This is a genomic window from Microbacterium xanthum (assembly GCF_034531355.1).
In the GTDB taxonomy this organism is placed as follows: domain Bacteria; phylum Actinomycetota; class Actinomycetes; order Actinomycetales; family Microbacteriaceae; genus Microbacterium; species Microbacterium xanthum.
Genome location: NZ_JAWHUE010000001.1, coordinates 111,083 through 133,782, shown reverse-complemented (window position 1 = coordinate 133,782; position 22,700 = coordinate 111,083). Strand labels below are relative to the sequence as shown.

The window sequence follows — 22,700 nt, the reverse complement described above, 5'->3', positions numbered from 1 at the left end:
CTCGATGACGACGTGGGAGTACATGACCACGCCCCTTCTGATCCACAACACCGCTGCGATCCTCAACAACTGGGGCAAGCAGGGGTGGGAGCTGGTGCAGGTGGTGCCCGGCCCCGAAGGGGGACTCGTGGGCTACTTCAAGCGTCCTTCGGGCGGTGACGGCGCCTCGAACGCGGCCGGGCTGGGTGCGGCCGCGCAGGCTGCGCGTCAGTTCGAGGGGGGCTCGGCGTGAGCGTTTCCCGGCGTCTGCAGGAACTCGGCATCGAGCTGCCCGCGGTGGTGCCCCCCGTCGCGGCATACGTGCCCGCGAAAGTCCACGGGGACCTCGTCTATACGGCGGGGCAGTTGCCGATCGTCGGCGGTGCGCTCCCCGCCACGGGCAAGGTCGGCGAGGGTGACGGACTCGTCTCTGCGTCCGACGCGCAGGCCTATGCGCGCCAGTGCGCGCTGAACGCCGTCGCGGCCGCCGCCGCGGCGGTCGGCGGTGTCGATCGGCTCGCGGGTGTGCTCAAGGTCGTGGGCTTCGTCTCGTCGGTGCCCGATTTCACCGGTCAGCCGGGCGTCATCAACGGCGCCAGTGACGTCCTCGGCGAGATCTTCGGCGAATCGGGCCGTCACGCGCGCTCCGCGGTCGGTGTTCCGGTGCTGCCGCTGGACAGCCCCGTCGAGGTCGAGGTCGTCTTCACCGTCGCCTGAGGTCGCCCGAGCGCGTCGCCCACGAGTCGCCGCAGATGCGGCACCTTCTCCTCGATGAACCACGGGTTGCGGCTGCGCCACCCCCTCGCCAGCGGGGACGGGTGCACGATCGGGAACATCGGCCGGAACGATTCCGCCGCGCGCACGTTCGCGGTCACGTCCGCCGAGCCCAGGTAGCGGCGTTGCGCGTAACCACCGATGACGATGGTCAGGCGCACCGCGGCGAACTGCTCCAGGAACAGCGGGTGCCAGCGCGGGGCGAAATCGCGGCGCGGTGGCTTGTCCCCACTGGTCCCTTTGCCGGGGAAGTACGCGTCCATCGGCAGGACCGCGACAAGGTCCGGGTTCCAGAACTCCTCGTCGGTGACGCCCATCCAGGTGCGCAGGAGGCGACCGCTCGGGTCGTCGAAGGCGATGCCCGACGCCTGTGCCAGGCGCCCCGGGGCCTGGCTGAGGATGAGGATCCGCGCGTTCGCGGTGCCGACGATCAGCGGCTCCCAGCCGGCCTCGCGCGCCCAGGTGTTGGAGGGATGCTCCGCCACCCGGGCGCGCAGGCGGTCGAGAGGGCTCACCCGCCCAGTCTGCCCGTCCGCCCGGGGTGGCGGGGCTACCTCGTGATCTTCGCCTGAATCGTCGACATCACCATCGTGTCGGCGAGGGTCGTGGTGTCGCCCACCTCTCGCCCCTCGGCGACGTCGCGGAGCAGCCGGCGCATGATCTTCCCGGAGCGGGTCTTCGGGAGTTCTCCGACGATGTAGATGTCGCGCGGTCGGGCGATCGGGCCGATCTGCTCGCCGACCCACTGCCGCAGGGTCGACGCCAGGCCCTCGGCGGAGTGGGCGTCGAGGAAGCTCTGCTTGAGGATCACGAAGGCGACGACGGCCTGGCCGGTCGTCTCGTCGGACGCGCCGACCACGGCGGCTTCGGCGGTGGCTTCGTGGGCCACCAGGGCCGACTCGATCTCGGCGGTCGAGAGTCGATGGCCCGAGACGTTCATGACGTCGTCGACGCGGCCGAGGAGCCAGACGTCGCCGTCGTCGTCGAGCCGGGCGCCGTCCCCCGCGAAGTAGAAGCCCCGGTCGGCGAACTTCTCCCAATAGGTTTCGACGAACCGGTCCGGGTCGCCCCAGATGCCCCGCAGCATGCTCGGCCAGGGTTCGGTGATCACGAGGAGCCCGCCGTTGCCGTTTCCGACGTGCTCGCCGGACTCGTCGACGACGTCGACGGCGATGCCCGGCAGTGGCACCTGGGCTGATCCCGGCTTGGCCTCGGTGACGCCGGGGAGCGCCGAGATCATGATGGCCCCGGTCTCGGTCTGCCACCACGTGTCCACGATCGGTGTCCGATCCGATCCGATGATCTCGCGGTACCACATCCAGGCCTCCGGGTTGATCGGTTCACCCACCGAACCCAGCACCCGCAGACTCGACAGATCGAAGGACTGCGGCACGGTGCGACCGATCTTCATGAACGAGCGGATCGCGGTGGGCGCGGTGTAGAGGACGGTGACGCCGTACTTCTGCACCAGCTCCCACCATCGCCCCGGGTGCGGGGTGTCGGGTGTCCCCTCGTAGAGCACCTGTGTCGCTCCGTTCGCGAGGGGGCCGTAGGTGACGTACGTGTGGCCGGTGATCCACCCGATGTCGGCGGTGCACCAATAGACATCGGTCTCCGGGTGGATGTCGTGGACGACGCGGTTGGTGAAGGCCGCCTGTGTCAGATATCCGCCGGAGGTGTGGAGGATGCCCTTGGGCTTTCCGGTGGTGCCGGATGTGTAGAGGATGAACAGCGGCGTCTCGGCCGGGAAGGCCTGCGCCTCGTGCTCGGCGGACGCAGCCGGAACGACGTCATGCCACCAGAGATCGCGCCCCGCGGTCCAGTCGACGTCGTTGCCGCCGCGGCGCACGACCAAGACGTGCTCGACCGTCTCCTGAGGGCCGCTGCCGTTGCGCTCGCCGAGGGCGGCGTCCACGGCCGGCTTCAGCGCCGAGACCTTGCCCTTGCGATACCCGCCGTCCGCGGTGATGACCAGCTTCGCGCCGGCGTCGTCGATGCGTGAGCGCAGACTGTCGGCCGAGAACCCGCCGAAGACCACCGAGTGGATGGCTCCGACGCGGGCGACGGCCAGCATCGCCGCGATCGCCTCCGGGATCATCGGCAGATAGATCGCCACGCGATCGCCCTGTCCGACGCCGAGACCTGTCAGCACGTTCGCGACGCGCTTGACCTCGTCGGTGAGCTCGGCGTAGGTGACGCGCCGTTCATCGCCGGGCTCGCCCTCCCAGAGCAGGGCGATCCGGTCACCGTTGCCTGCATCGACGTGCCGGTCGAGGCAGTTGTGGGCGACGTTCAGCTCGCCGTCTGCGAACCACTCGGCGAACGGCGGATTCGACCAGTCGAGCACCGCGGTGAACGGGGTGTGCCAGTGCAGGAGCGTGCGGGCCTGGTCCGCCCAGAAGCCTTCGCGGTCGGCCGCGGCCCGTTCGTAGAGTTCGGCCCCGCCGACGGCGTCGGCGGCGAACGCGTCGGTGGGTGCGAAACGGCGGTCTTCGTTCAGCAAGTGGTCGATCTGGCTGCTCATCGGTGCTCCTTCGCATCGGGGCGGCGCGCGTGGCCGCTCGAGTCGCACGTCAATCTAGTCACGCCGCCGACGGCGGACCACCCCCGAGAGGAGGTATCGAATGCGTCCGCAGGAGAAATCGAGTACATGTCCGATATATCGGAAAGAATGAGCTGAGAAGGCGTCCGCGCACGTTCACGCATGCGTACACTCGTCTCGGCCGAACTTCGATTCTGGCATCGCGACGCTCCGAACCCCCCCCAACATTGGAGCGTCGCTCACGGCGGCATCCCATTCCCCCCATGGGATGCCGCCTTCTTCATGCGGGCCGACTCCTCCTGCACAGCGTCCGCCGCGCGCGCCGGGTTCCACGAGAGCCCCGCGCCCCCGATGTGCAGCGGCGCGGCCTGCCTACCGTCGGGGCATGGCTGCTCCCTTCGTCGTCACCCGCCGGGACTCTCCGGCGCCGGCGGATTCGTCCTCGCCGGTGAGGTCTGCCGATCAGCGGGCACCCGCCGCGCCGGACCAGGTGGTTGCGGTGCCGGCCGTGATGCGACCCTTCGAACGGGTGCTGCGAGACCGGGCCGTCACCGACCTGTTCCTCAGCGCCAGTCGGGGCCTGCACGTCGACCGCGGTGACGGGGCGCATCCGGAACCGGGCTGGTCTCTCGCAGAAGACGAGGTGCGCGACCTCGCCACCGCCCTGATCGGCGCGGGCGATCGGCACATCGACGACGCCCACCCGTGCGTCGATGTCCGATTGGCCGACGGTATCCGGGTGCACGCGGTCCTTCCGCCCGTCGCCTCGGCAGGGACCGAGATCTCCATTCGCATCCCGCGGGTCTCGCGCCCGGGACTGGACGAACTCGAACGATCCGGCATGTTCGGCGCGGAGGGCCGCGCGAGGCTGACCGAGGTCGTCGCCGAGCGCCGCAACGTCCTCGTGACGGGCGCGGCCGGCGCGGGGAAGACCACTCTCCTGGCCGCTCTTCTGTCCGCCGCCTCACCGCTCGAACGGATCGTCACCGTCGAGGACGTCGCGGAGCTGCGGGTGGATCATCCGCACCACGTCCGGTTGGAGGCGCGACAGGCGAACCTCGAAGGGGCCGGGGCGGTCGATCTGTCCCGTCTCGTCCGCGAGGCGCTTCGGATGCGGCCCGACCGGCTCGCGGTCGGAGAAGTCCGTGGGGCGGAGCTGCGCGACCTTCTCGGTGCGCTGAACACCGGTCACGACGGCGGTGCCGGCACCGTCCACGCGAACGGCATCGAGGAGGTCGCGGCACGCCTGGAGGCGCTCGGTGCGCTCGCCGGGTGGGACGATCGGACCCTCGCGCGGCAGACGGTGAGCGCGCTGCACGTCGTGATCCATGTCGCGCGACGTGCGGACGGGCGACGGGTCGTCGCATCGATCGGGTCTCCGCGGCTCGACGGGTCGGGACGGCTCCGGATCGAGGGGCCGTCGTGGCCGTCGTGACCGCCGCCCCGTCGCCCGATCTCGCCGACCCTGCCGCGACGGTCCTCCGGCTCGCCGTCATGCTGCAGGCGGGGGTGAGCCCGGCGCGGTCATGGCAGCTGTTGGCCGACAGTGGAGACGAGGCCGCTCGACGCGTCATCGTCGACGTCGCCGCCGGTCTCGACCTCGTGTCCGCCATCGCAGCGCGGGAGCCGGTGCCGGCCCGCCCGCGCCGCCGGCGGGGGCCTGTCGCACGACTCGACGGCTGGCGGGATGTCGCGGCGGCATGGCAGGTGGCCACCACGGTCGGAGCGCCACTCGCGGAGAGCCTCCGCGGGCTGTCGACGGCGCTTCGCGATGCCGAGGAGGCGGCCGACGATGTCCGGGTCGCCCTGGCCGAACCCACCTCCACGGCGAGACTGATGGCCTGGTTGCCCGTGGTCGGCGTCGTCCTGGCCGCCTGTTTCGGCTTCGACACCTTCTCCGCCCTCACGCGGTCACCGGTGGGTGCGGCCTGCCTCGCCGCGGGCATCCTGCTCACGGTCGCGGCGCACCGATGGAACGCCGCGCTGGTCCGGCGGGCGGGTGGAGACCCCCGGATCCCCGGGATGACCGCGGAGCTGCTCGCCGTCGCCCTGAGCGGAGGGGTGTCGGTCGCCCGGGCCCGTGATCTCGTCGACCGTGCCCGGCCCGGACCGGCGCAAAGCCGTGACGAGACCGCCGACGATGCGCTCGCCCTGTCGCAGCGCGCCGGGGTGCCGGCGGTCGACATGCTCCGCGCGGCGGCGGCTCTCGCCCGGCATCGTGCGCGGGTGGACGGTCGGCTGCGAGCGGCGAGGCTGTCCGCGCGACTGCTCATACCGCTCGGTGTCTGCACCCTCCCCGCATTCCTCTTGCTGGGTGTCGCCCCCATGATGCTCGGGGTGCTGGGCGCGGTGCCGCTGGATATCTCCCGGGTCGCTCCTTGACCGCGCCCGCATCACCCACGTCCCCTCCCGCAGGAACCCGCCATCGATAGAGAAGGAGCAAGAAATGTCCATCCCGACCCTCACCCCTCTTCGCGCCCGCCGGCTGTTCGCCGACGACACCGGCGCGGCCACGGCCGAGTACGCCATCGCCACCATGGCGGCGGTGGCCTTCGCCGGACTGCTGGTCGTGATCATGCGGTCCGATGAGGTGCGCGGCATCCTCACCGACCTGGTGCGGCGCGCCTTGACGGTCGAATGACCGCCGGCGGTCTCGGCGCGCGGCTGCTCCGGATCGGAGATCGAGGAGCCGTCGCCGCCGAGTTCGCCGTCGCGCTGCCCGCGCTGGTGCTGGTCATCGCCGTCGGCGTGGCGGCGCTCGGTGCGGGTACGCGGCAGGTGCGGTTGCAGGACGCCGTTTCGGATGCCGCGCGTCTGGTCGCTCGAGAAGAGGACCCGGGTCGCGCAATCGGGGCGGTGATCACGGCGGTGCCGGGGGCGACCGTGGAGATCGTGCCGCGCGGGGATCTCCTCTGCGTCAGCGCCGCCGCGACCGCGGCTCCGCTTCCGTTCACGCTTCGCGCCGAAGGCTGCGCCCTCGCCGGGGGCCTGTGATGCCCGGGGCGCCGACGGTCGTGGGTGTCGTCGCCGCGTTGGCGACCCTCATCGGCGGGCTCGCCTCCGTGGGGGCGGCGTCCGCCTCGGCTCAGCGCCTGTCGGGGGCGGCCGATGCGGCCGCGCTGGCCGCGGCCGACGCCGCGTCCGGAGCGGTCAGCGGGGTGCCGTGCGAGCGCGCGGCCGAGGTCGCCGAGGCCCACGCCGTGACGGTCGTCTCGTGCGAGGCCGTCGGGCTGATCGTCACCGTGACGCTCGCCTCGCGCTTCGCCGGCATGCCCTTCGAGGCGTCTGCGCGGGCGGGACCGCCCCCGGTGAGCGGTCCTCTCTCAGCGAACACGCCGTGAAGCGGTGTGTATGGTGTGCATCGACGAAAGGACCCCGCGTTGGCCACAGGCAAGAAGCTCGTCATCGTCGAGTCGCCGACCAAGATGAGGTCGATCCAGGGATACCTGGGCGACGACTACGAGGTGCTCAGCTCGGTCGGGCACATCCGCGATCTCGCGGACAAGAAGCAGATCCCGGCGGAGAAGAAGGACGCGTACGGCAAGTACTCGATCGACGTCGACAACGGCTTCGACCCGTACTACGTCGAGAGTGAGCGCGGGCGCAAGACCGTCACCGAACTCAAGCGCGCGCTGAAGCAGGCCGACGAGCTCCTGCTCGCCACCGATGAGGACCGCGAGGGCGAGGCCATCGCGTGGCATCTCCTCGAGACGCTGAAGCCGAAGGTGCCCGTCAAGCGCATGGTGTTCCACGAGATCACCAAGGACGCCATCCGCGCTGCCGTCGAGAACACCCGCGAGCTCGATCTGGCCCTCGTGGATGCGCAGGAGACGCGGCGCATCCTCGACCGCCTGTACGGGTGGGACGTGAGCCCGGTGCTCTGGTTCAAAGTCCAGCAGGGGACCTCTGCAGGCCGCGTGCAGTCGGCCGCCACCCGGCTCGTGGTCGACCGCGAACGCGAGCGCATGGCGTTCGTGTCGGCCTCCTACTGGGGCATCGACACCACGGCGGTCACCACGCGTGACGCCGTCGACCCCGAGAAGGCCTTCGCCGCACGACTGGTGCGCGTCGACGGCGGGGCGCTGGCCCGCGGCACGGACTTCGACGACCGCGGTGAACTGAAGAAAGCCGTGCTGGTCCTCACGGAGACCGAGGCGCACCAGCTGGCCGAAGCGATCCGCACGGCCTCGCGCGCATCCGTCTCCCAGCTCGACTCGAAGCCGGGAACGCGCAGCCCCAAGGCCCCGTTCACGACCTCCACGATGCAGCAGGAGGCCGGGCGAAAGCTCTCGATGAGCGCCAAACACGCGATGAGCGTGGCGCAGCGTCTCTACGAGAAGGGCTTCATCACCTATATGCGCACCGACTCCACCGCGCTGTCGAAGCAGGCGGTCGAAGCGGCGCGGGCGCAGGCGGTCGCCCTGTACGGTGACGCGGCGGTGCCCGCCAATCCGCGCGTCTATCGCAGCAAGTCGAAGAACGCCCAGGAGGCGCACGAGGCCATCCGTCCGTCGGGCGACGACTTCCGCACCCCGTCCTCGGTCGCCGGGGAACTGGACCGCGACGAGCAGCGCCTCTACGACCTGATCTGGAAGCGCACGATGGCCAGCCAGATGTCCGACGCGAAGTACGAGACGACCACGGTCACCCTGGAGGTGGACGCCGACGGGCGCCGCGTGGAACTGACCGCGTCCGGAACCGTCTACACCTTCAAGGGATTCCTCGAAGCCTACGAAGAGGGCAGCGACGAGAAGCACGGCGACACCGACCAGGCGGCCGACCAGTCGCTGCCGCAGCTGGCCGTCGGCGACGTGCTGCGCCTGTCCGAGGTCGAGCCCAAGGGGCACACGACCTCCCCGAAGCCGCGCTACACCGAGGCGAGCCTGGTCAAGGCGCTCGAGGAGAAGGGCATCGGTCGGCCCTCGACGTTCGCCAGCATCATCGACGTGATCCTCAACCGCGGGTACGTCTCCAAGCGTGGTCAGGCGCTCATCCCGAGCTGGCTGGCCTTCAGTGTCGTGCGGCTGCTGGAACAGCACTTCGCCGACCTCGTCGACTACGACTTCACCGCGGCCCTCGAGGACGACCTCGATGCGATCGCTCGCGGCGAGCAGAAGCGGGTCGACTGGCTTCATGAGTTCTACTGGGGCTCGGATGCCCACGTCGGATTGCGCAACATCGTCGACAACCTCGGCGAGATCGATGCGCGCGCGCTCAACTCCACACCGATCGGCGACGTGGCGACGCTTCGTTTCGGCAAGTACGGCCCGTACCTGGAGGTGCCCAATGCCGAGGACCCCGAAGGCGAGCCGCGCCGGGTCAACATCCCGGAGGACCTGGCGCCGGACGAGCTGACCGTCCAGAAGGCGACCGAACTGCTGGACGCGCCCGTGGCCGGTGATCGCGTGCTCGGCGAGAACCCCGAGAACGGCAAGCAGATCATCGTCAAAGACGGCCGGTACGGCCCCTACGTGCAGGAGGTCGAGCCGGAGCCCGAGGAGTCGGCGTCGACCGAGACCGAGGCGCCGAAGAAGCGGACGGCGAAGAAGAAGGACGCTCCGAAGCCTCGAACGGCGTCGCTGTTCAAGACGATGTCGGTGGACACCGTCGACCTCGACACGGCACTGCGCTTGCTGTCGCTGCCGCGTACGGTCGGCGAGGACCCCGACAGCGGTGAGACCATCACGGCCCAGAACGGCCGCTACGGTCCGTACCTCAAGAAGGGCACCGACTCTCGCACGCTGGAGAACGAGCAGCAGATCTTCGACATCACCCTCGAGCAGGCGCTGGAGGTGTACAAGCAGCCGAAGTACGGTGCGCGCCGCGCGGCCTCGGCCTTGAAGGAGTTCGAAGCGGATCCGACGTCGGGCAAGCCGATCAAGCTGCGCGACGGCCGGTTCGGCCCCTACGTCACCGACGGCGAGACCAACGCCACCATTCCGCGGGGTGAGGACGTCGAGGCGGTGACCTTCGAGCGCGCCGTGCAGCTGCTGGCCGACAAGCGCGCCAAGGGTCCCGCGCCCAAGCGCAAGCGTGCGGCCACCACACGCACGTCCACCGCCAAGAAATCGTGACCGACGGTCTGTTCGTCACCTTCGAAGGAGGCGACGGCGCCGGCAAGACGACCCAGGCGCGCCTGCTGGAGCAGTGGGTGGCGGCGGCGGGCCGCACAGTGGTGCGCACCCGTGAGCCGGGCGGCACCGAGGTGGGGGCCCTCATCCGGGAGATCGTGCTCCATCATCGCGGCGACGTCGCCCCGCGCGCCGAGGCGTTGCTGTACGCCGCGGACCGTGCCCACCACATCGCCGCGCTCGTCCGTCCCGCCTTGGAGCGCGGTGACGTCGTCATCCAAGACCGCTACCTCGACTCCTCCGTCGCGTACCAGGGTGCGGGGCGGGTGCTCGGTCGCGACGAGGTGCGTGAGCTGTCCCTGTGGGCGGCGGAGGGGTTGCTCCCGGATCTGACGGTGCTGTTGGATCTCGACCCGGCCGCCGCGCGTGCACGTCTCGATGCCGAGGACAAGCCGTTCGACCGCCTCGAGGCCGAGAAGGAGGCGTTCCACACGGCGGTGCGCGCCGAGTTCCTCGCGCTCGCCGCCGCGGAGCCGACCAGATTCCTCGTCGCCGACGCCTCGAGGGCGCCGGAAGACATCGCGTCCGAGGTCCGCGCGCGTGTCCGGACTCTTCTGGGAGAGGCGCCGGACGACGTCGGCGCGGCCGATTAGGCTGACGGTCATGGATGCGACGGTCGACGCGACACCTGCGGTCGACCGTGCTGATCCCGGCACGGCGCCGTGGGACGCCGTCTGGGGGCAGCCCGAGGCGGTGGAGCTGTTGCGCTCAGCCGCCGCCGACCCGGAGGCGATGACACACGCGTGGCTGATCACCGGGCCGCCCGGGTCGGGACGCTCGACCCTCGCCTACGCGTTCGCTGCGGCGCTGATCGCCGAACCGGGTGACGAGGCCGTCATGCGGCAGGTCCTCGCCCGGACCCACCCCGATCTCACGGCGCTTCGCACCGAGCAGGTCATCATCCGCATCGATGAGGCCCGACGTCTCGTCGAGCGCGCGTATTACGCCCCGTCGCTGGGTCGACACCGCGTGATCGTCGTCGAAGACGCCGATCGCATGGCCGAGCGCACCTCGAACGTCCTCCTCAAGGCCCTCGAGGAGCCACCCGATCACACCGTGTGGGTCCTCTGCGCTCCGAGCGACGCCGACCTGCTGCCGACGATCCGGTCCCGCGTTCGCACCCTTCGACTTCGCGACCCGCAGATCGAAGATGTCGCGCGTCTGATCGTCCAGCGCACCGGCGTCGACGCGGGGGTCGCCGAGCAGTCCGCTCGTCACGCGCAGCGGCACATCGGCATGGCGCAGCGACTGGCCACCGATGTCGCCGCGCGTGCCCGACGTGAGCAGACCCTCCGCGCCGCCCTCGGTGTGCGCGGGGTGGGCGACGCGGTCGAGGTCGCCGCGCAGATCGTGCAGGCGGCGACGGAGGACGCCAAGGCGCTCACGGTCGAACGTGACGAGACCGAGCGGGCCGATCTGCGCCGAACGCTCGGCATCGCGGAGGGGGCGGCCGTGCCGCCCGCCGTCCGTTCGCAGCTGTCCGCTCTCGAGGACGAACAGAAGCGACGGGCCACGCGGAGTCTGCGCGACGGGATCGACCGGGTGCTGACCGATCTGCAGTCGATGTACCGGGACGTCGTGATGCTCGCGTTCGGCCGCGAGGCCCAGATCATCAATCGAGAGCTGGAACCCGAATTGCGGGCGCTCGCCGACACGTGGGGGCCACAGCGCCCTCTGCTCGTCCTCGACCGCATCGCCGAGACGCGGCGGAACCTGGAACAGAACGCCAATCCCACTTTGGCCCTTGAGAGCTTGCTGGTGACCGTAGCCAGCGGGAGGACACCGTGAAAACCACCCCGCTGCGCCGCGCAGGCGCCGTCGTCGCCGGGCTCGCCGCCGCGAGTCTCACGCTCACCGGATGCCTCTACGCGATGATCCCCGAAGACGGCGCCCGGGTCGCCCCCACCACGAGCGCAGACCCGGACACCGACGGCGTCGCGGCCGATCTGCTGCCCTTCTACGAGCAGAGCCTCGACTGGGCCGTGTGCGGGGCGTTCGATTGCACGACCGTCGCCGTCCCGCTCGATTGGGACGAACCCGGTGCGGGGGAGATCGAGCTCTCGGTCATCCGCCACCGCGCGACCGACGGGAATCCGATCGGCTCGCTCCTGACCAACCCCGGCGGTCCGGGCTCGAGCGGCGTGTCCCTCATCCGGGACTCCCTCACCTACGCCGTCGGGTCCGACGTCATCGAGGCATACGACGTGATCGGATTCGATCCGCGCGGCGTGGGGGAGTCCACGGCGGTGACGTGCTTCGATGCCGACGACATGGATTCGTATCTCTACGACATCCCGGAGGACCCGCGCGGAAGCGATGGCTGGACCGCCGAACTGGAGGAGCGCAATCAGGCCTTCGCCGATGCGTGCGAGGCGGGCAGCGACGGCATCCTGCCGCACATCACCACCGACGACGCCGCACGTGACATGGACGTCATCCGTGCCGTGCTCGGTGATACCGAACTGAACTACCTCGGCTACTCCTACGGCACCTTCCTCGGTGCGACCTACGCCAAGCTCTACCCGGAGAAGGTGGGCAGGCTCGTCCTCGACGGCGCGATCGACCCGTCGATTCCGGGCCTGGAGGTGGGCACGACGCAGGCGCTCGGGTTCGAGTCGGCGCTGCGGGCATATATGGCCGACTGCCTCGACGGGCAGGACTGTCCCTTCCGGGGCTCGGTCGACGACGGCATGGCCGACCTGGGGGCGCTGCTGGCCGCCGTGGACGCGGCGCCGTTGCCGGCCGGCGACGGGCGCGAGCTGGGAGCAGATTCCCTCATGACCGGCATCATCGCCGCCCTCTACTCGCAGGACAGCTGGCCGTTCCTGACACAGGCGCTCGCCGACACGCTCGCCGGGGACCCGACGCTGGCGTTCACGCTCGCGGACTTCTACAACGGGCGCGAGGGCGGCGAGTACGCCGACAACTCCACGGAGGCGTTCCGTGCGTACAACTGCATGGACTACCCGGACGATTCCTCAGCGGCGGAGGAAGCAGCGGCGGAGGAGCTCATCGCCGACCACGCGCCGACGATCGCGCCGTACTGGTCGGGGCCGGACCCCTGTGACGCCTGGCCGGCGGCGCCGACCGGGGTGCGCGAGGCGATCCCGGCCGACGGCGCGGCGCCGATTCTCGTGGTCGGCACGACCAACGATCCGGCCACACCCTACGAGTGGTCGGTCGCACTGGCCGAGCAGCTGTCCTCCGGTGTGCTGGTCACCCGCGTGGGGGAGGGGCACACCGGCTACAACAAGGGTGTCGCCTGCGTCGACGATGCGGTCGAGGACTACCTCCTGGACGGAATCGTCCCCGACGGGGATCTCACCTGCGACTGAGTCGCCGAGCCGTCCCGCTCAGCGCCACGGGATTCCGGCTCCGGCGGGTGGTTCGCGGGGACCCGCGCGAGGCTGTAAGATCGTTGATCGTGCATCGCGCAAGCGACGCGCGCCACCTTAGCTCAGTCGGCAGAGCGATTCACTCGTAATGAATAGGTCGCGGGTTCGATTCCCGCAGGTGGCTCTCACGCGAAGGGGTCGCATCCGCGGCCCCTTTCGCCATCTTCACCGGGGGAATCGCCGATGGATGGAGCGGTCGACACCGTCGCCGAGATCTTCGCGTGGCTGGGCTTCGGAGTCGGCGCCCTCGTCGCCGGTGTGGCGTTGGTGCTCTATCTCATCGACGGTACGTGGCGGCCCGTGCACGTCGTGATCGATGATGCGCCCGAGGGGCGGGTGGCCCGGTGGTTCGGCGATGACGGCGTCGGTCAGGCCGTGCTCACCGACGATCAGGTCAGACAGCTGGGGACTGCCGATGACGCCGATGCGTTCGCTCGCCAGGGCAGTCGGGACCGGCTGCGACTGACGGCACACTCCCCGCTCGTGCGGGCGGTGGCGTGGTTCGCGGTCGGGTTCGTCGCGGTGGGCGCCGCCTCGCTGACCCTCTCGATCGTGATGATCTTCGTGCGCGGCTGATCGTTCAGCCCACCGCCAACAAGCCGCCGGCGGTGATCGCGAGGAGGAGCCCCGCCCACTGCACACCGGCCACGCGTTCGCGCAGCACGAGGGCGGCCAGCAGAATCGTGCCGGCCGGGTACAGCGCCGTCAGCGCGGAGACGACCGCGAGGTCGCCGCTACGCAGCGCGAGGAGTGCTGCGAGGTTGGCCGCCGCATCCAGGACGCCGCAGCCGATGGCGAGCCACCACGGCGAGAATCCGGCCGGTCTGACGGTGTGCGGCGGCGCCGTGGCGGCGTGCTCGAGGTCGACGTGTCCGCTGGGTGCCGCACCGACCGGGATGCCGGCGGGGGCGAGCGCCCGGGCCATCGTCAGCCCGCGGCGGTGGGCGAGGATGATCAGGGCGACGACGATGCTCGCGGTGATGACGGTGTTGGTCGCACGGTTGACCACCAGGGGAACCAGCCCGCTGGTGGTGCTGGTCTGGTCGAGGATGATCAGGAATGCGCCGATGGCCGCACCGGCGCCGAGCGCCATCCCGAGGCCGCGCAGGCTGGGTCTGACGACCTTCTCACCCGGGACGAATCCCACGAGGATCACCGCGATCAGCGCGACGGCGAGCCCGGCGTAGCCGAGCGTGCTGAAGGCCTCGCCCTGCACGAGCAGGCCCCACGACATCGGCACGACCGCGGTGATCACCGCGGTCAAGGGGGAGAGGATGCTCATCGGTCCGATCCCCAGGCAGGCGTAGAGCAGCACGATCGCCACGACCCCCACGACCCCGGACAGCGCGCCCCACAGCACGTCGGCGGGGTGCCACTGTCCGCCGACGAGGGGGAGGAGTGCTGCCAGGGCGACCAGCCCCGACACGGCGGCCACAGCGGTGACGACGATAGAGCGCAACCGCCGTGCCGCAAGCCCGCCGAGGAAATCGGCGGCGCCGTACACGAGCGCGCCCACGAGGGCGACGAGTGCGGCGATCATCGTCGATCAGCCTACGGGGAACCGAGCCGTCGATATTGCTAGATAGGCTAGCTATATGACCTCGCCGCATCACGCCCGCCGTTCACCCCATCGCTGGGTGCGGGTGGGCATCCCCCTTGTCTTGGTCCTCGTCTGGCTCGTCGGCGGTTCCGTCGGCGGGCCGTACTTCGGGAAGGTCGACGAAGTCGCGACGAACGACCAGTCGAGCTTCCTGCCGGAGAGCGCCGACGCAACGCAGGTCTCGGAGCGTCTTCCGGACTTCCTGGGCGACGACACGATCCCCGCTGTCGTCGTGATCACCGGCGACGGCGAACTCACTGAAGACGAGCTGGGGGAGATCACCACCGTTTCCGAGGAGATCGCCGAGCTCCCCGGCGTCGTCGACGGGGTCTCGCCGCCGATTCCCTCCGAGGACGGTGAGGCGGTCCAGATGTTCGTCCCGATCGACTCCTCCGGCGAGGTCAGGGAGACCGTCGAGGAGATCCGCGACCTGCTCGAAGCCGATCTGCCCGCCGGTCTCGAGGGCTGGGTCACCGGGCCGGCCGGCTTCACCTCCGACCTCACGGAAGGCTTCCTGGGCATCGACGGGCTGCTGCTCGCGGTCGCCCTCATCGCGGTGTTCATCATCCTCGTGATCGTGTACCGGTCGCCACTGCTGCCGATCCTCGTCCTGCTCACAAGCGTGTTCGCGCTGTGCGTGGCGCTGCTCGTGGTGTGGTGGCTGGCCTTCGCCGACATCGTCGTGCTCAACGGGCAGGTGCAGGGCATCCTGTTCATCCTCGTGATCGGCGCCGCGACCGATTACGCGTTGCTCTACGTCGCGCGCTTCCGGGAGGCCATCGGCGAGGGCTCTCGGCGCTGGGATGCTGCGGTGCGGGCGTGGCGCGGGGCGTTCGAGCCGATTCTGGCCTCCGGCGGCACCGTCATCGCCGGGCTGCTCTGCCTGCTGCTGAGCGATCTCGCGACCAACCGGGCGCTCGGCCCCATCGCCTCCATCGGCATCGTCTTCTCGATGCTCTCCGCGCTCACGTTCCTCCCCGCCCTGCTGGCACTGTTCGGACGGGTGGCGTTCTGGCCCTTCATCCCGAAGAGTCCGCCGGCGCAGATCCCGGAGGACCTCACGCAGCCGGTCAAGGGCTTCTGGCAGCGGCAGGCGCGTCTGGTCGCACGCCACTCCCGGCCGGTGTGGATCATCAGCACCGTGGTGCTGCTGGCCGCCGCGGTGGGGGTCACCCAGCTCAAGGCCGACGGTGTCGCCACGAGCGACCTCGTGCTCGGCTACTCGGAGGCACGGGAGGGACAGGATGTCCTGTCCGAGCACTTCCCCGCGGGGTCGGGCAGTCCCGTGTACGTGATCGTCCCCGAGTCCGACCTGGCCGACGCCGCCGAGATCCTCGACGACAACGCCGGTGTGGATGCCGTCGCCGTCTCCAGCGAGGACTCGCCGACCGGTCAGGCCGCCGTGTCGGTCGATGGCGGGGAGGCCGTCATCGAGGCTTTCGGCCCGCCGGGGACCGCCGCGCCGGAGCCGACCGTGTCCGACGGCGACGTGCTGCTCATCGGGACCCTCACCGATGCGGCGGACTCTGTCGAAGCCGAAGACGCGGTCCGCGAGCTGCGCACCTCGTTCGACGAGGAGATGGGGCAGGGCGCGGCCCTGGTCGGGGGCGTGACGGCCACCGACATCGACTCGAATGACACGTCGATCCGCGATCGCACGATCATCATCCCCGTCGTGCTGGTGGTGATCCTCCTCATCCTCATGCTCCTCCTGCGGGCCGTCGTGGCCCCCGTCCTGCTGATCCTCAGCGTGATCGTGTCCTTCGGCTCCGCGCTGGGAGTGGCCGCCCTGGTGTTCAACGGCGTCTTCCAGTTCCCGGGGGCCGACCCCGCGGTGCCGCTGTACGGATTCGTCTTCCTGGTCGCGCTCGGGGTCGACTACAACATCTTCTTGATGTCGCGCGTGCGCGAGGAATCCATCGTCCACGGCACTCGACGCGGAATCCTGCGCGGCTTGGTCGCCACCGGTGGGGTGATCACCTCGGCGGGACTGGTCCTGGCGGCCACGTTCGCCGCGCTGGGGGTGATCCCGATCCTGTTCCTCGCCCAAATCGCCTTCATCGTCGCCTTCGGCGTGCTCCTGGACACCTTCGTCGTGCGTTCGCTGCTCGTCCCCGCGCTGTCGTACGACATCGGGCGCGCGATCTGGTGGCCGTCGAAGCTCTCGCGCGGGGAGGAGCCCGGCGCACACGACGACCGGGAACAGCCGATGGGAGCATCCTCGGCGGCCGAGCCGGACGAGGATCTGGTCGCCGAGGACGGCCATGCGCTGACACGCGCGGAGTACCGGCGTACGCTCGAAGAATGACCAGGTCGCTGTTCATCGTCGACGTCCAGAACGACTTCACCGAGGGTGGCGCGCTCGGGGTGGCCGGCGGTGACGACGTCGCGCGGAGGATCACCTCCTACCTCGCCGACCACCGGGGCGACTACGCCGTCATCGTGGCCTCCCGTGATTGGCACGACGCCGACAGCGACAACGGCGGGCACTTCGCCGCCGGGGAACCGGACTTCGTCCACACCTGGCCGGTGCACTGCGTGGCAGGCACGCCGGGGGCGGAGTACGACGACCACTTCGACACCTCCGCCGTCACGCATCACCTGAAGAAGGGTCAGGGCGAACCTGCATACTCCCTCTTCGAGGGGGCGACCGAGGATGGTCGGACCGCGCTGCAACTGCTCGAAGAACACGGCGTCCTCGACATCGACGTCGTCGGAATCGCGACCGACTACTGCGTCCGCGCATCCGCCCTCGACGCCATCGCCGCCGGCCGTCATGTGAGGGTCCTCACCGACCTCGTCGCCGGCGTCGCGCCCGACTCCAGCCAGGCGGCTCTCGTCGAGATCGCCCACGCCGGCGGATCCCTGGCCACATCTGTGGATTGATCCGCTGGCCGGGTGCGGATGTGCGTAGTCTCGACGTGTGACCGAGGAACAACCGGGCTACTCGCCCGAGGATCGCGTGACCAATCCGGTCGCGGTCGCGGGGCTGGTCCTCGCGATCATCGCTCTGTTGCTGAGCGTGGTCAGTCCGGCACTGTCCATCCTCGTCGGGGTGCCGGCCGTGGCCTGCAGCGCCTTCGGGTTCCGATTGCATGCGTTGGGCCGCGGCGGCCGGTTCCCGGCGGCGGCAGGCCTGGTCATCGGAACGGCGGCCGTCATCCTGCCGATCGGCCTTTATCTGACGCTGTGACCGGGCAGCGTCCTCGATGGTGATGCGGTGGGCCCCGTGGGGCTCGAACCCACGACCCGCGGATTAAAAGTCCGATGCTCTACCGACTGAGCTAGAGGCCCGCGAGCTACCAGCCTAATGGGCGACGCGGCCGCCGACGCACCTCGCATAGCGTCGACGACCGCGTCGTCTTGTTCACGGCCGGTCCTCCCCCGAGTCCGGCCGCCGGCGGTCCTGGCCTTACGGCATCAGAACCGAGTCGATGAGGTAGACCGTCGCGTTGGCGGTCTGCACGCCACCGCAGATGACCATCGCGTCGTTGACCATCAGCTCGTCGCCCGAGCCCGTGACCTCGACGTCACCGCCCTGGACGGTGGTCTGCGTGCCGACGACCTCGTCGGGGCTCAGCTGACCGGGGACCACGTGGTAGGTCAGGATCGAGGTGAGCAGCTCGGAGTCCGTGGACAGCGTCTCGATCGTGGCCTCGTCGATCTGCGCGAAGGCGTCGTCGACCGGGGCGAAGACGGTGAACTCATCCCCGTTGAGGGTGTCGACGAGATCGACGTCGGGGTTGAGGCCGCCGCTGACGGCAGCGGTGAGGGTGGTGAGGAGCGGGTTGTTCGACGCAGCCACGGCGACGGGATCCATCGCCATGCCCTCGACCGAGCCGGCTCCGTCCGGAACGGCCTCGGCGTAGTCGGCGCAGCCCGGGCCGACGAGCATCGCCGCCGGGTCCATCTCCATGTCGTCCTCCATGGTGTCTTCTTCCATGGGGGCGGTCGTCTCTTCGGTCATGTCCTCGTCCATCGTCTCCGACGAGGTGGATCCGGAACAGGCCGACAGCGCGAACGTGGCGGCGACGGCGAGCGAGAGACCAGCAGTGATGTGCGACTTCTTGGTGAGCATGACTTACCTCCGGTGTAGGTGGCCGCGAGGGCCGGATTGTCGTCCGCAGAAGCGGCGTACACAGGCTGTTCGGAGCCCCCCGTCGGGTGGATTGGAAGTTTTTTGTCGATTCGTTTCCGCCGGCGCGCGAGGACTTGCCCGGGTCGCCGACGAAATGTCAAGGGACGGCGGTCGGATACCGGCATACGCGCGCGCGTGCGGCATGCTGGACCCTATGGTCATTGACGGCGTCGACGTCCCCGAAGACGGCAGCGACCGCACCGACCACGTCGCCGACCTGCTCGGTCGGATCGCTGCCGGCGAGCAGAGTGCGTTCACCGCTCTGTACGGCATGCTCTCCTCTCGCGTGTTCGGGCTCATCCTCCGTGTCCTGGTCGACCGCTCGCAGAGCGAGGAGGTGCTGCAAGAGGTTTTTCTCGAGGTGTGGCAATCCGCTGCGAAGTTCGCTCCGAAGAAGGGGCAAGGAAGGTCGTGGGTGCTCACCATCGCCCATCGCCGAGCTGTCGATCGCGTGCGGTCGTCGCAGGCGAGCAGTGATCGTGACGTCCGCGCCGGCATCCGTGATCTCGGAGTACCTCACGACGGGGTCGCGGAGCAGGTCGAGCTCAAGCTCGAGGGACGACGCGTCTCGACGGCTCTCTCGACCCTTCCCGACCCTCAGCGCGAGGCGATCGTCCTGGCGTATTACGGGGGTTACAGTCAAAGCGAGATCGCGGCGCTCACAGGATCGCCGCTGGGAACGGTCAAGACCAGGATGCGCGACGGGCTGTCGCGACTGCGGGTCGAGATGGGGGTGAAGGCGTGAACCAGAACGAGTTCGCGGAGTTGTCGGCGGGGCACGTCATGCGTGCCCTGTCGGACGAGGATGAGCGCGCCTACCAGGCCGCGCTCGCCGCCAATCCCGAGTGGCAGCATGTCGCCGCCGAGGATGCGGACACCGTCGCGGTGCTCGCTTCCGCCGTGCCGGCGGAAGAGCCGCCGCCGGCGGTCAGAGACGCTCTCTTCGCGCGGATCGCGCAGACCCCACAGCTTCCGGCGACACCGGCCGCAGAGGCGGCCGCAGCTCCGGGAGCGCCGCGCACCGAGGCGGTCCAGACCGTCGCCCGCCAGAAGTGGATGCGGGGCATGTTCGCCCTCGCCGCGTCCCTGGTGCTGCTGGTCGCACTCGGGTTCGGCGCCGTCACCGTCAATGAGTTTCTGACGCGACCGGCCTCGATCGTCGCGCTGCAGCAGATCGAAGACGCGCCGGATTCGCAGGCGGCCACCGCCGAGCTCGCCACCGGTGAGGGCACCGTCACGGCCTACTGGTCGGAGTCGCTCGGGCAAGCCGTTCTGGTCTCCGACGATCTGCCGACGCTGACGGACGAGGAGACGTACGAGCTCTGGTTCGTCCGTGGTGAGCAGCCGATATCCGCCGGCCTGTACACGCCGGGGGACGAGCCGGCGCTGCTCGACGGCGAGCTCGAGCCGGGAGACGCCCTTGCTGTGACGGTCGAACCCGCGGGTGGCTCGCCGACGGGTGCACCCTCCACGGTGCCCATCGTCGTCATCCCGACCGCCTGAGGCCGGTTCCACGCGCGTAGCCTGGAGGGATGAGCGACGAGTCTCGGGAGTTCCACAAGCCGGTCCGACGTCCGGCCGAGCTTTTCGACCGGGTCTATTCGGCCGAAGACCCCGCGGAGGTCTCCCGCGCCGCGCACTCCACGGCTCAGGCGCTCCTGTCGAGGGTGCGCGATGAGCCCGACGCCGACGTCGTCGAAAGACTCGTGGGTTTCACGGATCAGCACGGTATCGACGACATCGCCGAGCTGTGGTCACGTTCCCCGGCCACGAGCCTGCCGGGAGCGCTGTGGCGTCTGTACCTGATCCAACTGATGATCCACGACGATCCGGGGACGGCGGCCCTGCTGTACGAGCGCGGGCGGATCGAGCTCTCCTCGGCCGACGACGTCGTCGCCGGAGCGCCCACTCCCGCCGGTCCGGAAGAGCTTGTCACGCTGATCGACGTGATCCTCCGGGGTGCGTTCTCGGGCGACTTCGCGGTCGCGCTCGAGCGTGCCTCGGCATTCTGCCGCGTGCAGGCGGCAGGTTCGACCCACATCGCCGACGACTACGAGCCGACCGAGGCGGACCGCGCGAGCGCGCTCACCCGGCGCGCGCTGCGCTTGGCCGACTACGGCACCGACCTCGCGACGAGTGCTGCGCTCTGGCGGCGCGACGCCCTCACCTGACCGAGGGGATCGCGCCGAAGTCGGAGAATCGAGCCGATGTCGGAGGGTTCTTCGCCGATGCTCCGACCAACGCGCGATTCTCCGACATCCGGGACATGCCCCGGACAAGAAGGTGCCGGGCCGCAGAACGCCTCTCGGCGCAAGGCCGCTCGCAGCGGCAGAAGATGGAGCCCGGGGTTACTGCGGCCCGGCTGTTCCAGTGTAACGGACCATGTCCGGACGGTATTCCCGGGGCCTAGGCTCGTGACATGACTTGGCGATACGCGCTCATCATCGACCCCGTCGCGGCGGGTGTCGACGCCATCGATTACGCATCGACCTTCCGTGCCGTGGACCCGTCCGCGCCGGCGTTGAGTATCGGTGAGCTGAGTACGCAGCGCGGCGACGGGATCTTCGAGTCGATCGGTGTCGTCGACGGTCACGCCCAAGAGGTCGGGCCGCACCTGGAGCGGCTCGCGCACTCGGCCGCGCTGTGCGATCTGCCGGCTCCCGAGTTGACGCAATGGCGTCAGGCGATCGACCGGGTGGCCGTCGAGTGCCCGGCGGGGGAGTGCGTCATCAAGCTGATCCTCAGCAGGGGGGTCGAGCATGGACCGACCCCGACCGCGTGGGTGACCGCCGCGGTGGCTCCCGACAATTCCGCGGCGCGCACGACAGGGGTGCGGGTGGTGACGTTGGATCGCGGTTTCGACAGCGGCGCGCCCGCTCGAGCGCCCTGGCTGCTCCTGGGTGCCAAGACGCTCTCGTACGCGGTGAACATGGCAGCCCTCCGCGAGGCGCGTCGACGCGGCGCGGACGACGCCTTGTTCGTCACGAACGACGGGGTGGTCCTGGAAGGTCCGACCAGTTCGGTCATCCTGCGTTTCGGCGACCGATTCGTCACCCCGGAACCCGGTGCCGGCATCCTGCACGGGACGACGCAGATGAGCCTGTTCGCCCATCTTCGCGATCTCGGCCATGACACGGCTTACGAAACGGTCCCGGTTTCGATGCTGGCAGACGCGGATGCCGCGTGGCTGGTCTCGAGTGTTCGCCTCGCCGCACCCGTCTCCTCCCTCGACGCGACGCCCCTGTCGATCGATGAGGACTTCACCGCCGCCCTGAACGCCTATCTCCTGCGTCCCCGGGAGTGAGAACGACGAAGCCCCGCACGGAGAACCGTGCGGGGCTTCGTCGAACGGGCGCGGGTCTTATCCGAAGCGGCCCGAGACGTAGTCCTCGGTCGCCTGCTCCTGCGGCGTGGTGAACAACGTCTTGGTGTCGTTGTACTCGATGAGCTTGCCGGGCTTGCCCGTGCCGGCGATGTTGAAGAACGCCGTGCGGTCGCTCACGCGCGAGGCCTGCTGCATGTTGTGGGTCACGATGACGACCGTGTAGTCGTTCTTCAGTTCGCCGATGAGCTCTTCGATCGCGAAGGTCGAGATGGGGTCGAGCGCCGAGCAGGGCTCGTCCATCAGGACGACGTCGGGCGAGACGGCGATGGCGCGAGCGATGCACAGACGCTGCTGCTGGCCGCCCGACAGGCCCGAGCCCGGTCGGTCCAGGCGGTCCTTGACCTCGTTCCACAAGTTCGCGCCCCGCAACGACTTCTCGACGAGGTCGTCGGCGTCGCTCTTCGAGATGCGCTTGTTGTTGAGCTTGACCCCGGCCAGCACATTCTCGCGGATCGACATCGTCGGGAACGGGTTCGGGCGCTGGAAGACCATCCCCACCTGGCGGCGGACGGCGACGGGATCGACGCCGTTGCCGTACAGGTCGTCGCCATCGAGGAGGACCTCGCCTTCGACGCGGGCTCCGGGGATCACCTCATGCATGCGGTTGAGGGTGCGCAGGAAGGTGGACTTGCCGCACCCGGACGGGCCGATGAAGGCCGTGACCGAACGCGGCTCGATGTCGAGAGACACACCCTCGACGGCGAGGAAGTCGCCGTAGTAGACGTTGAGGTCGTTGACTTCGATGCTCTTGGACAA

The 22,700-nt window shown here is 69.7% G+C and carries 24 protein-coding genes and 2 tRNA genes; 20 read left to right on the top strand and 6 right to left on the bottom strand.

What is annotated here, in order from left to right; genetic code table 11:
* The first annotated feature begins 4 nt into the window (after positions 1–4).
* Both RZO50_RS00690 and RZO50_RS00685 read left to right on the top strand, forming a co-directional pair.
* Positions 5–232 carry a DUF4177 domain-containing protein gene (locus RZO50_RS00690; protein ID WP_322597797.1) on the top strand — a complete coding sequence of 76 codons (228 nt, stop codon included), beginning with the start codon at positions 5–7 and terminating at the stop codon, positions 230–232.
* The gene (locus tag RZO50_RS00685) at positions 229–696 is read left to right on the top strand and encodes a RidA family protein (RefSeq protein ID WP_322597796.1); all 468 of its coding nucleotides are present in this window, start codon (positions 229–231) and stop codon (positions 694–696) included. Before RZO50_RS00690 ends, RZO50_RS00685 begins: the two co-directional genes overlap by 4 nt.
* On the opposite strand, the gene RZO50_RS00680 is transcribed toward RZO50_RS00685, so the two are convergent.
* Both RZO50_RS00680 and acs read right to left on the bottom strand, forming a co-directional pair.
* Positions 615–1,268 (bottom strand): uracil-DNA glycosylase family protein, encoded by a 654-nt coding sequence (locus tag RZO50_RS00680; RefSeq protein ID WP_322597795.1) that lies wholly within the window; start codon positions 1,266–1,268, stop codon positions 615–617. The two genes, RZO50_RS00685 and RZO50_RS00680, sit on opposite strands and share 82 nt — an antisense overlap.
* 35 nt (positions 1,269–1,303) lie before the next feature.
* Positions 1,304–3,277: an acetate--CoA ligase gene (gene acs / locus RZO50_RS00675; RefSeq protein ID WP_322597794.1), complete on the bottom strand. Its 1,974-nt coding sequence runs from the start codon at positions 3,275–3,277 to the stop codon at positions 1,304–1,306.
* Between the two features lie 403 nt (positions 3,278–3,680).
* Between acs and RZO50_RS00670 the strand changes: the two genes are divergently transcribed.
* The 11 genes from RZO50_RS00670 (at position 3,681) to RZO50_RS00620 (ending at position 13,397) form a co-directional block, all read left to right on the top strand.
* On the top strand, positions 3,681–4,730 hold the full coding sequence (locus RZO50_RS00670) for a TadA family conjugal transfer-associated ATPase (RefSeq protein WP_322597793.1): 1,050 nt from the start codon (positions 3,681–3,683) through the stop codon (positions 4,728–4,730).
* On the top strand, positions 4,718–5,677 hold the full coding sequence (locus tag RZO50_RS00665; protein ID WP_322597792.1) for a type II secretion system F family protein: 960 nt from the start codon (positions 4,718–4,720) through the stop codon (positions 5,675–5,677). The genes RZO50_RS00670 and RZO50_RS00665 overlap by 13 nt, the downstream gene beginning before the upstream one ends.
* Before the next feature lie 64 nt (positions 5,678–5,741).
* Positions 5,742–5,936, top strand: coding sequence for a DUF4244 domain-containing protein (locus RZO50_RS00660; protein ID WP_322597791.1), 195 nt, complete (start codon positions 5,742–5,744; stop codon positions 5,934–5,936).
* Positions 5,933–6,289 carry a TadE family type IV pilus minor pilin gene (locus RZO50_RS00655; protein ID WP_322597790.1) on the top strand — a complete coding sequence of 119 codons (357 nt, stop codon included), beginning with the start codon at positions 5,933–5,935 and terminating at the stop codon, positions 6,287–6,289. Before RZO50_RS00660 ends, RZO50_RS00655 begins: the two co-directional genes overlap by 4 nt.
* On the top strand, positions 6,289–6,636 hold the full coding sequence (locus RZO50_RS00650) for an Rv3654c family TadE-like protein (protein ID WP_322597789.1): 348 nt from the start codon (positions 6,289–6,291) through the stop codon (positions 6,634–6,636). Before RZO50_RS00655 ends, RZO50_RS00650 begins: the two co-directional genes overlap by 1 nt.
* A 39-nt stretch (positions 6,637–6,675) precedes the next feature.
* The gene (topA, locus tag RZO50_RS00645) at positions 6,676–9,369 is read left to right on the top strand and encodes a type I DNA topoisomerase (protein WP_322597788.1); all 2,694 of its coding nucleotides are present in this window, start codon (positions 6,676–6,678) and stop codon (positions 9,367–9,369) included.
* Entirely contained in the window at positions 9,366–10,019 is a 654-nt protein-coding gene (gene tmk / locus RZO50_RS00640) for a dTMP kinase (RefSeq protein WP_322597787.1), read from the top strand. Before topA ends, tmk begins: the two co-directional genes overlap by 4 nt.
* 10 nt (positions 10,020–10,029) lie before the next feature.
* Entirely contained in the window at positions 10,030–11,214 is a 1,185-nt protein-coding gene (locus RZO50_RS00635) for a DNA polymerase III subunit delta' (protein ID WP_322597786.1), read from the top strand.
* Positions 11,211–12,761, top strand: coding sequence for an alpha/beta hydrolase (locus tag RZO50_RS00630; protein WP_322597785.1), 1,551 nt, complete (start codon positions 11,211–11,213; stop codon positions 12,759–12,761). Before RZO50_RS00635 ends, RZO50_RS00630 begins: the two co-directional genes overlap by 4 nt.
* 111 nt (positions 12,762–12,872) lie before the next feature.
* Positions 12,873–12,945 (top strand) — tRNA-Thr (locus tag RZO50_RS00625).
* Between the two features lie 59 nt (positions 12,946–13,004).
* Complete coding sequence (locus tag RZO50_RS00620; protein WP_322597784.1) at positions 13,005–13,397, top strand: hypothetical protein; 393 nt, start codon at positions 13,005–13,007, stop codon at positions 13,395–13,397.
* 4 nt (positions 13,398–13,401) lie between these two features.
* Here the strand turns inward: RZO50_RS00620 and RZO50_RS00615 are convergent, their stop codons facing one another.
* Positions 13,402–14,361, bottom strand: a complete 960-nt coding sequence (locus RZO50_RS00615) for an EamA family transporter (protein WP_322597783.1) — start codon at positions 14,359–14,361, stop codon at positions 13,402–13,404.
* 55 nt (positions 14,362–14,416) lie between these two features.
* Here RZO50_RS00615 and RZO50_RS00610 point away from each other — a divergent pair, with 55 nt between their 5' ends.
* Genes RZO50_RS00610 through RZO50_RS00600 form a run of 3 tightly spaced genes read left to right on the top strand, consistent with a single transcriptional unit; the run spans position 14,417 to position 17,614 of the window.
* A complete protein-coding gene (locus RZO50_RS00610; protein WP_322597782.1) occupies positions 14,417–16,729 on the top strand; it encodes an MMPL family transporter in 2,313 nt (770 codons plus the stop codon).
* Positions 16,726–17,307, top strand: coding sequence for an isochorismatase family protein (locus RZO50_RS00605; protein ID WP_322597781.1), 582 nt, complete (start codon positions 16,726–16,728; stop codon positions 17,305–17,307). Before RZO50_RS00610 ends, RZO50_RS00605 begins: the two co-directional genes overlap by 4 nt.
* 37 nt (positions 17,308–17,344) lie before the next feature.
* A complete protein-coding gene (locus tag RZO50_RS00600; protein WP_322597780.1) occupies positions 17,345–17,614 on the top strand; it encodes a hypothetical protein in 270 nt (89 codons plus the stop codon).
* A 28-nt stretch (positions 17,615–17,642) separates the two neighbouring features.
* On the opposite strand, the gene RZO50_RS00595 is transcribed toward RZO50_RS00600, so the two are convergent.
* Positions 17,643–17,715, bottom strand: a tRNA-Lys gene (locus RZO50_RS00595).
* A gap of 118 nt (positions 17,716–17,833) precedes the next feature.
* Entirely contained in the window at positions 17,834–18,499 is a 666-nt protein-coding gene (locus RZO50_RS00590) for a fasciclin domain-containing protein (protein WP_322597779.1), read from the bottom strand.
* A 202-nt stretch (positions 18,500–18,701) separates the two neighbouring features.
* Here RZO50_RS00590 and sigK point away from each other — a divergent pair, with 202 nt between their 5' ends.
* From sigK to RZO50_RS00570, 4 genes are all read left to right on the top strand, one after another.
* On the top strand, positions 18,702–19,304 hold the full coding sequence (gene sigK / locus RZO50_RS00585) for an ECF RNA polymerase sigma factor SigK (RefSeq protein ID WP_322597778.1): 603 nt from the start codon (positions 18,702–18,704) through the stop codon (positions 19,302–19,304).
* Positions 19,301–20,062, top strand: coding sequence for an anti-sigma factor (locus tag RZO50_RS00580; protein WP_322597777.1), 762 nt, complete (start codon positions 19,301–19,303; stop codon positions 20,060–20,062). The genes sigK and RZO50_RS00580 overlap by 4 nt, the downstream gene beginning before the upstream one ends.
* A 29-nt stretch (positions 20,063–20,091) precedes the next feature.
* Positions 20,092–20,730 carry a DNA-directed RNA polymerase subunit beta gene (locus RZO50_RS00575; protein WP_322597776.1) on the top strand — a complete coding sequence of 213 codons (639 nt, stop codon included), beginning with the start codon at positions 20,092–20,094 and terminating at the stop codon, positions 20,728–20,730.
* Between the two features lie 248 nt (positions 20,731–20,978).
* Positions 20,979–21,863, top strand: a complete 885-nt coding sequence (locus RZO50_RS00570) for an aminodeoxychorismate lyase (RefSeq protein ID WP_322597775.1) — start codon at positions 20,979–20,981, stop codon at positions 21,861–21,863.
* Between the two features lie 57 nt (positions 21,864–21,920).
* Here RZO50_RS00570 and pstB read toward each other — a convergent pair whose 3' ends face one another.
* Positions 21,921–22,700, bottom strand: coding sequence for a phosphate ABC transporter ATP-binding protein PstB (gene pstB / locus RZO50_RS00565; protein ID WP_322597774.1), 780 nt, complete (start codon positions 22,698–22,700; stop codon positions 21,921–21,923).